This window comes from Nocardia cyriacigeorgica (assembly GCF_005863245.1).
Classification (GTDB): Bacteria; Actinomycetota; Actinomycetes; order Mycobacteriales; family Mycobacteriaceae; genus Nocardia; species Nocardia cyriacigeorgica_C.
In genome coordinates this window covers 1-8915 of sequence record NZ_VBUT01000021.1, presented here as the reverse complement: position 1 = coordinate 8915, position 8915 = coordinate 1, and the positions used below count along the sequence as shown (strand labels likewise).

10 protein-coding genes are annotated in these 8915 nt (G+C 63.2%); 1 reads left to right on the top strand and 9 read right to left on the bottom strand.

Annotated elements, in window-relative coordinates; genetic code table 11:
- The 9 genes from FEK34_RS29690 to FEK34_RS31325 all read right to left on the bottom strand — a co-directional run.
- On the bottom strand, positions 1 to 830 hold an 830-nt coding region (locus FEK34_RS29690), incomplete at its 3' end, for a vWA domain-containing protein (RefSeq protein ID WP_171048486.1).
- Positions 831 to 952: 122 nt separating this feature from the next.
- A complete protein-coding gene (locus tag FEK34_RS29685) occupies positions 953 to 1915 on the bottom strand; it encodes a PASTA domain-containing protein (protein ID WP_171048485.1) in 963 nt (320 codons plus the stop codon).
- A gap of 576 nt (positions 1916 to 2491) precedes the next feature.
- On the bottom strand, positions 2492 to 3544 hold the full coding sequence (locus tag FEK34_RS29680) for a YncE family protein (protein WP_138453286.1): 1053 nt from the start codon (positions 3542 to 3544) through the stop codon (positions 2492 to 2494).
- A 254-nt stretch (positions 3545 to 3798) separates the two neighbouring features.
- A complete protein-coding gene (locus tag FEK34_RS30325; protein ID WP_171048483.1) occupies positions 3799 to 4275 on the bottom strand; it encodes a hypothetical protein in 477 nt (158 codons plus the stop codon).
- Between the two features lie 245 nt (positions 4276 to 4520).
- The gene (locus tag FEK34_RS29670) at positions 4521 to 4829 is read right to left on the bottom strand and encodes a LuxR C-terminal-related transcriptional regulator (protein ID WP_228794117.1); all 309 of its coding nucleotides are present in this window, start codon (positions 4827 to 4829) and stop codon (positions 4521 to 4523) included.
- Between the two features lie 109 nt (positions 4830 to 4938).
- On the bottom strand, positions 4939 to 5970 hold the full coding sequence (locus FEK34_RS29665) for a hypothetical protein (protein WP_228794114.1): 1032 nt from the start codon (positions 5968 to 5970) through the stop codon (positions 4939 to 4941).
- 47 nt (positions 5971 to 6017) lie between these two features.
- Positions 6018 to 7187, bottom strand: a complete 1170-nt coding sequence (locus tag FEK34_RS29660; RefSeq protein ID WP_249359736.1) for a sensor histidine kinase — start codon at positions 7185 to 7187, stop codon at positions 6018 to 6020.
- An 8-nt stretch (positions 7188 to 7195) separates the two neighbouring features.
- Positions 7196 to 7915, bottom strand: a complete 720-nt coding sequence (locus FEK34_RS29655; protein WP_416382455.1) for a LuxR C-terminal-related transcriptional regulator — start codon at positions 7913 to 7915, stop codon at positions 7196 to 7198.
- A 350-nt stretch (positions 7916 to 8265) separates the two neighbouring features.
- Positions 8266 to 8520, bottom strand: a complete 255-nt coding sequence (locus tag FEK34_RS31325) for a hypothetical protein (RefSeq protein ID WP_306795181.1) — start codon at positions 8518 to 8520, stop codon at positions 8266 to 8268.
- Positions 8521 to 8581: 61 nt separating this feature from the next.
- On the opposite strand from FEK34_RS31325, the gene FEK34_RS31065 reads away from it, so the two are divergent.
- Positions 8582 to 8915: hypothetical protein (locus FEK34_RS31065; protein ID WP_249359739.1), on the top strand; the 334-nt coding region annotated here is incomplete at its 3' end.

Genomic DNA, 8915 nt, shown 5'->3' with positions numbered 1-8915 from the left:
GACGCCGCCATGAACAGGTACTTCGCCTCGACTTGGTTCTCCGTCGTTGCCACCGGCAACTCCCAAATATGCTCGGCCGATTTACCAGGCAGTAGATTGCCCAGCCGCACCACCGGAGGTGCGATCCTGCGGAACATTTCGCTGTGCTCGATGAATCCCAGAGTGACGCGAACGTCGGTGGCCGTTTCGGTGAGCGACACGTTGCGGACGGATACCTTCATCGGCGCAACACCACCACCGATCACCTTCGCAGGGGCTCGAACGGAGACTTCGAGGCCGCGCGTGGTGATAGCCGAAGTAGTCTTGATGAGCTCCCCTCCGTGCTGGGCATCGTGGTAGCCGCCGCCCGTCGCATCCGCGATACATTTGAGTTGGTCACGCCCCTCGCCAGACAGTTCGAATCCGATGGTATGGACGGTGAGATCCAACCCGCTGGCAACGATGTCCTTCACGGCGGCACAAGGGTCACCGCCGCAAGTGCTTTCGCCGTCGGAGACGAGGATGATGGTGGCAGCGGCGTAGTGACGTTTCGACAACTCGTCCACCGCTGCACGCAATGCCGGTGCCGTGGGAGTATCCCCGTTCGGCCGTAGTGCGAGCACGTCGGCCGTCATCTGAGTGCGCAGCGCCGGATCTAAGGGCCGCATGTCGACGCCGTCGACGAAGGCGCCGCCAGAGCAGCTACCACCGCTGGGGTAGGTCCAGACTCCAAAGGTCACGCCATCCGAAAGTGCCTGCGATACAGACAGCACCGATCGCTTCGCATCGGCGAGCCGCTGGACTCCATTGTTGCCCTTTTCTCCCATGGAGCCTGAGGTATCGACCACCATGAGTACCGGAGCATCACGGGCGGTGTCAGGGGCGGCGGATGCGGGCGACGGCCGTACAGCCCCGAACAGGGTGCACAGCATCACGAGTAGTACTGCGACCGTCAGAGCCGTCGTCCGCATCCTCATTCATCCTCTGTGAGTGCGACGATGGCGTCGCGGCTGCCACGCACCGTTCCGGTGACCGTCACGGTATCCGGGTCACCGCCTGTTGGCGTGGCAAAGACCATGAATTGCAGCGCACCGGTAGTCACGGCCCCGAGGTCAGCGGTCGCGCCATATGCAACCTCGGTCTCGCCCGCCGGCCGACCGTCGACGTAGATGGCCACGCGTACCGAGCTCCCCGGCTTCGCATCCGTGGGAAGGCCGAAGGTGAGCTCGATTTCATCGACGGCAGCAGCGAACTCCCAGATGGGACCCTTCGGTTCGGAACCTCGACGATTGTTCACCCGGCACGACAAAGCATTGTCCTTACGGGCACCCGCCTGCGTGTAGCTGCCCGCAGCACAGGAATTCTCAGTTGCTTCGACGTCGGCGAGGTAGGCGGTGGCAGCGGTATCGGCGACAGTGACGGTGACGGTCTCGGGAAGTGGCGATCCCGCCGGTGGTTCAATTCCCAGCACGGCGCCGGGTGCCGAACCGCGCGCATAGCGACGTACCACGTTCGCTTGGACTCCGAGTTCGAGTAACTGCGCCCGGATCTCGGTTTCGGTGCGGCCGTCTACGGCAGGAACGGCCGCCGGAGCAGATATCGTCAGTCGTACTACATCCGGAACTGCCGTTCCGAAGGCAGGCTGCTGCTCGATTACGACGCCGGACAGCCCCGCATGTGGACGGCTTTCGGTATCCACCCGCGCGCCGCCCGCCGCCGAGTCGGCGAGTACCTGCCGCGCCACCGGTTCGCTGAGTCCACGCACATCAGGCATCATCGACCCGAGTTGTTCGTCTTCGGATTCCGACGGCACCGGCGCTGGCGACGACTGGGCCGACGAAATGCTGTGAGCGATCCGCTCGTTGTTGGCCCAGAATCCTGTCGTGACGCCGATACCGAAAAGACCCACCGCCGTCAGAACCACCGCACTGGTCACAAGAGTGCGCCGATTCGCTCGAGGGTGCTGACCGTACATCGCTCTCCGATTCTGTTGTCCCGCCGCAATTCGTCACGAATGCGCGCAGCGAGCGGGGGGCGACCGGCTCCGATAGCGCAGTCCCCTGGGCTATGACACTGCCCGAGTTCGTCGCGGCTACTGAGGCTAGTCGGATCGAACACCGGCGGGTATCGGTTGTTCGACCGACAAGCAACCGATCCTCGCGGATAGCCGTTGATATTCGGCTCGGCCGGGCTGGAACCGGACATGGAAGGGACGATAGTGCCGTAACAACGCCGGCGGACGAGTTGCTGCCCATCGCACACGAACTCAGCGACAATCGTGACGACCTCGCACAAGATATCCAGGAATCGTTCCGAGACTGTTCGAGGCCCAGATCGCACGCCTCGACCGCTGAAAATACCGGCGGACAAATCGAACTCAACGTGGGTAACGTGCGATCTTCAGCATGCTGGCGATCCGCCCTACAATTCCGAGGTCGTCAGGTAGGTCGGACCCAGCGCAGCGAGTGTCTGCTTGTAGATGGCGAATGGTGCAGCTCTCGGGTAGCTGCCACTATTCGAACCTGATAATCGACAGAGCCTTGTCTGGATTACTAGATACATAAGCGATTCGCCGATCCGGCGTGGTCGCGATACTATTGGGCGCGACGTCGACCGGCACTCGCCTGAGAATGCTGCCGGTCTCAGGATCAATCACCAGCAGGCCGCGGTTTTCGTAGTCTGCAACGAGCAGCGTGCTGCCCGGCCCGATGGCCATCGATCCTTCATCCCAGTCGATTTCACGCTCAGTCACACTCGCGCTGGTCCCGGTGGAGATCGTCCACATCGCGCCGTCAGAAACGACGTAGGCGCGTCCTCGCTCGGGATCGACTACCGCCTCCAGCGAACTGCTCGCGGATCCGACCGACCGGGCGCGATCGACGGCGAGGGTCTGAGCTGAAAGAAGCGCGGCGTTGAACCAGCCCGCGATCAGCACACTGTGCGTATTCGGATCTACGTCGATGTCGTATGCCGCGAACGGCAGGTCAATCGTTGTGATCTCTTCCCGTGTACGAGTGTCGAACACGGTCAACCAAGCGCGCGAGTCAGGAACCTTGGTCTGATCATCGGGCCGGTTCACCACGAACGCCCGGTGAGCAAGCGGGTCGACACCAACGGCGATGGCGGGGTATGCCACTTCGACCGAGCCAATCACCCGTTTGGTCTGGGTGTCGACGATATTGACTGTGCGGTCTTCCGGCGCGTTGGAACGGCTGCTGCCACTGACCCAGGCAGTGCGATTCACTCGATCGAAAGCAATGTCTTCTGCTCCAGGGGCTACCCGGATGCGGTTGATGAGTGCGTTCGACTTCTGCTCGAAAACAAGGATCTCGTTCGACGCCAGTACGTACACTTCACCGGTTGAGTCGTCGAGTTCGACGCTGGACGGCGATGTATCGATCGTCAGTCTCTCTCGTGGGCCAGTCGACACGGCAACGCCGACTGGTCGGCTCGTCGCCGTTTGACTGCTGCCTGCGGCGTCAGGTTGTTCAGTCGAACACCCCGTGGTCACTCCGATGGCTAACGCCAAAACGAACGCGGGCAGAGGAGTGTGTCGGACTTTCATGGTGCCTCTCTCCGATTTTCGCGCTCATCTAGCGGCATGTCCGGTGCAGTTGGGCAACGGCAATGTCCGACGGGAGGCCCGCCAGAGTCACATATCACCGGTCGCTCACGAGCATTCTCGGTCCCAGACCAGTGCAGAGGTATCGGTCGAACGACAGACACAGCCCGTGAGATACCTCGTGGCGCGACAGCAGTATGCTGCGTCAGCACCAGGCATCGGCGTCTGCATTCTGGCCGATGTGCCGCTGGGGTCCCTTACGAGGGGGGACCAGAGATCTTCCAGCCAAGCAGTGAGAATCGGCTGCGAGAAATCGGAGAGTCACTCCCCCCATTCGACGAGCCCCAATCGCAAACCTTCCACTCGCCGTTTTCCTTTCTCAGCTCGAAGCCGACCTCGAGACGCGAAGCATTCCGTCCATACTGACCTTCGGGGTCGGCGGTGTCCCATGTGGTAATCATCGCTTCTGCGTATGCAGTGTCCAGCCCAAGGCCGATCTTCATTTCGCCGACTCCGCTGTATACGTCGATTTCAGTACCTGAAGTCGAGGCAGATTCCCTGGGCGAGTGTCCCGTTCGGTTCTCTGCACAGGTCAATTGCTGCCGAGCATCGATTCGGTTCACTCCATTGAACGTTTCAGCCCATAGCTCCAAGGTAGTTTCGATGTCATCGGCATTCTGGTCACGCACGGCATACGCCACACCGATGACCGCAACTCCGACTATGGCGACCACGGTTAGCATCGTTGCGGCTGGGCGGCGTCGGCGGCCCGCAGTGGCCGGTCGGGGCACGCCGCCCTTCGTGTCATCGTCTTGCCAGAACTGCCAATCCGGCGGTGCCGGAGGCCAACTCCGATCAGGTGACCAACCGGGATCGGGTTCCCAGCCAGCTGGCGGCTGCGGCCACCCCGGTGGTGGATTGAACTTCATTCGACAGCCACCTATCGCTTGACAACGAACTGCATCGACGCAGCCAGATTTCAGAATTGATCGAGGGTTACCAGCCCGTCTTGCAGCGCCCGTGCCAACAGAGCGGCCTTGGTGGGGGCCGGGCGTCCGACTGCCGCGTACTTGTCTCGGATCCGGGCTATGTGCGTCATGACTGTGCTGGACGAGACGTAAAGTTCGCGGCTGGCGGCGCCCTTGCTGTCGCCGAGGAGCCACGCAACCAACACCTGACGCTCCCGGCCCGATAGCCGTGGGTCTGCCCAGTTCACCGATGGGGCCGTGACAGGACCGCCGTTGTGCAACGGGGTCCGGGGACGGTATGGGGGTGCGATCGTCGTCATCGGGCGCTCCGCGTCTGTCGATTCGTACGCCGACAACATCCGGTTCCCACGACCATCGGCGCTGAGTCCACGATACGAAACTGCAGGCTGTCACGGAATTCCCTAGATTTCAGCCCTCGAGGTCAAGGGCATCGTTAGGCATAGCAACAGGTCGTTCGTCCAAGTCTGATCGGATGACGCCGTCCTCGGTGATTTCGATCCGCAACTCCGTGGCGTCGCGGACAAGGATCGCCACCAGATTGCTGCGTCCTGGCGGCAAGGTCCGCACGGTGACGGCACCCGCTTGGGCATAGTCGAGCGCATCGCAGACGACGGTGCGCACCGACTGCCGTAGTGTCTCATCGGCACGTTCGAGTCCACCGCTGTCGTCGAGCGCGACCTTCACTCCACGGGCGCGAGCAGCCCTCGCCCGCTGGGCTACTTCGTCGTCGACCAGCTGCCCTCCGACGATGACATCGCGTAGCTCTGCCTCGACCAGCCGGCATTTGTACTGCTCCTCGGCAGACAGCGGACGGCCGGAGGAGATGATCTCCAGCAACGGCCGGGCAGTTCTATCGAGACGTGCCAGCCGATGGTCTCGCTCCTGTTGGATCGCCAGCGCAGCCGCTTCGGCGGCGGCGGCTTCGGTCTCTTGTCTACGCAGGTTGAGAATGGACCGGGCTCTCGGCCGCACCACTTTGGCGAATACAGTCGCCATCAGCAGAGGGATGAAATTGATGAAGGAGAAACCGATCCCCGTCATCGCGCCCTGACCGGTTCGGGCCGACCACATTCCGCAAATGGCAACATGTGCGATGGTGGCGACCCAGGCCAGCGATGTCGCACCGCGCACGCACAGGAAGTTGAGGTACGCCGAAGTGGCACCAACGAACCACAGCTGGGTGGAGGTGTCGAGCGGCACGCGAAGCTGGGAAACGGCAAGGACTGTCCCGAGTGGTGTGGCTGCGGCCAGCGTGACCGCCCACCGTGTGGGCAAAGGATCGCCGGGAACCAGCATGGTCCCCCACCCGGCGGCGAGGATGATCGTGGCTGCGAGCGTCAAGAGCCACAACTGCCCGACATCGGTTGCGGCGGTGAAGACCATGACGATAATCGTGACGCTGAACGCGCCTGCGAGCAGCCACGCGAACGGTGTGCGCATACCCAGGACGTCACGGACATCCTCGAGTCGGCCGGCGCCCCGAATCATCACGGTGCCCAACCCAGCTTCACGCGACAGCCTTGTCCGGGGGCCGATATGACCTCGGCGCGCCCACCGGACACTTCCGACAGCCTATCGATGATGCTGGCCCGCAAGCCCAAGCGATGCGGCGGGACCGCTCGGGGGTCGAATCCTATGCCGTTGTCAATGATCTCGACCTGCACCCCATGGTCGCCAAGTGCAAGGACAACTTCGCAGTCTGCTGTTCCGGCATGCCTTTTCCAGTTGCGCAGCCCCTCGCCGACCGCGGCTGTCATCGCGGTCGCCACTTCGGCGGGGATCTCCATCACGTCGTGCGCATCGTGTTCGACACGAAGCGGCACCCTGTCGTCGATCTCGCTGATCACTGCCCGGACGCGCGCTATCAGGCCATCGTGGCCGATGGTGTCGGACACCGGCAGCCCCGCATGAAGGTAGTTGAGGTCATCAATCGTATTCCGTGCGTAGTCAGCCAGAATGGCCGAGTTAGTGGACCGCGAGGCTTCGAGCAGCGTGGCGATCACGCCGTCGTGAGTCAAAGCGTCGAAGCGGTGCCGCTCGAACCGACGTGCCTGCGCTGCCGCAGTGGCCGAGGCGACCGCGAGCGCCGATTGCCTCGTCTCATCCAGCATCCGCCCGACTCGGACCAACATGACGCATGCAGCGCACGGGAGCGCCGAATAGGTGAAAGCGAACATGACCTCTGCAATGAACGGGGTCTTCACCGACGGGTCCCGCGCGAGCGTCCCCACGATTTGGCTCAGAAGCGCTGCGGCGACCAGGTAGACGAAGGGAGCGAAACGCCAGAACAGCGACAGTGCCAACGCCGGCAGGCCGGGTATCCAGACCAGCCAGAATCCTTCGTCCGTCGGCAGCGTTACTCCCGTGTGCACCAGTGGCCAGGTCGACGCCGCGGCAAGATAGGCGAACGCGAAGACGACGGACGCAATCCGCGCCACGCCGAACCGATAGCGCCAGGCAGCGACGGCGACGAGCACCGCGGGTGAGAACACTGCGAGGTAAGAAATCGGCGTCCACCACCACTCGGCGAGAAACGCCTGGGACGACACGCGCGGAAGCACCAATAATCCGTAGAACAGTCCTCCGGAGCCGACGAAGATGCCCGCGCCACGCAGCAGCCGGGTCTCGTTGTCGAGCCCGCTGTCCAACGCCTGCACAGACGAAGTCACCGGTTCCGGCGCTTGCCGCGGATGAAACCGTCCGCTTCGGCTGCGCGGTACAGGTCGATGCGGGATTTGACCGGCCGTCCGGCTTCGGCGTACTTGCGTCGGATCCGCCCCAGGTAGTCGTTGACCGTGTACTCCGACAGCCCCAGCTTCCTCGCGACCGCGCCCGCGGTCTCGCCGTTCGCGTACAGCTCGAGTACCTGCCGCTGTCGCGGCGGCAACTCGAAACTGGTGAGGTCGGGGTCGGAGTCGATAGCTGACGCCCAGGTCGTGGTTGCCACGGGCCGCCCGGACGCGGCGGCCCGGATCATAGCGATCGTCTTCTCGATCGGATCACTCTTCAACGCCACGCCGAGCACCCCGGCCCGAGCAGCCGACCGGATCAGATCACGCCAATCACCGGTGGTGTAGACGACGGTGCCGATCCCGTGCTGTCGCAGCGTCTCCACATTGGTCCGGGGGCTCGATCCGTCAGCCAATCGCAGATCCAGGATGGCCAGGTCCAGGTCCGTCGACTGGGCAAGAAGCTCACCCACGGTAGGCGCCATTGCGACAACGGACAGGTCCGGCTGCTCCGAGAGCACCGCAGCGAGCCCGACGGCCATAGCCTGGTGGTCTTCGACATACCCGATCCGCCTGACGCGCCCCGGCTGGGCGTACTCCCCCGGAAGCTCCGTGACGGCGATGCCGGCCAGAGCCAGGATGCGGCGAATCCCCATATCGGAATTGAACAGCACACACACGCGCAAACCAAGACGCCGGGCCAGGTACCGCAGCCTGTTTTCCATCCGTACCCCGCCAGAACGCATGCTTCCGACTCTCGGAGTGCACGAGGGAAGGCGTGTGGATGCCTAGATCCCGGGTGCATCCGCAGAGTGGGCTGATGAAAGGCGATGACTATTCGATCGCTGCATGCCATGGCAACCACAAGCGGCACCAGCGCGTAACCGCTGGTGCCCGTGAGCGCTCGCATCGCTGCCGCCACCCCTCGCGGGCGGTAGCGATGCGAGTACTCGACGTCCTGGCCTGTGGTTCGGCAGTACACGCAACGCTTGCTGCGCGAACTCGATCAGCGGATCGGGCAGTTGACGGTGTACTCCCAGTCCGTGCCGCCTGGACCGGTGACACGGACCAGGACCGATGTCTCGGTACCCGGGGGCAGCGCGACGACAACCGAGCCGGTTCCCTGGTTGATGTTGTCGCCGATGTAGCCAGTGTTGTGGACGAGTCCGCCCTGGTAGAACACTTCGATCTGGTCGGGGATGTCGTAGGTCTCGTATGCCAGGACGAAGGAGGTGGGTCCGCTCGTGCCGAGGTGGTGCACAGTATCGGTGACACCTGCACCGCCGGATTGGGTCGACTGGTTGCACGGCTTGGACCTCGGTATGGACGACCCGCTGCCTCCGCTACCACTACTGCTGCCGCTGTCACTGCTTCCGGAACTTCCTGTGCCGGGCGCCGCAGTGACCCCTGCCGCACCTACGAGCGTGATCGCCGCCGCCACTGTCATGGTCGTGGCCACGGCGCGGCCCGCACGAAGCCCGATTCTCTTTGTCACCAACATTTTTGCCTCGCAGATCATCGATACGATTCGTCGCATTCGAGCGTGGCAGAGTCCGCGTGATGCGGGTATCGGTCGTTCATCCGACAACGGCCGGCCGTATTCCGGTTGGCGTGATCGTGGACTTGATCCTGGCGTCACTGCGGCAAAGCCCCTCC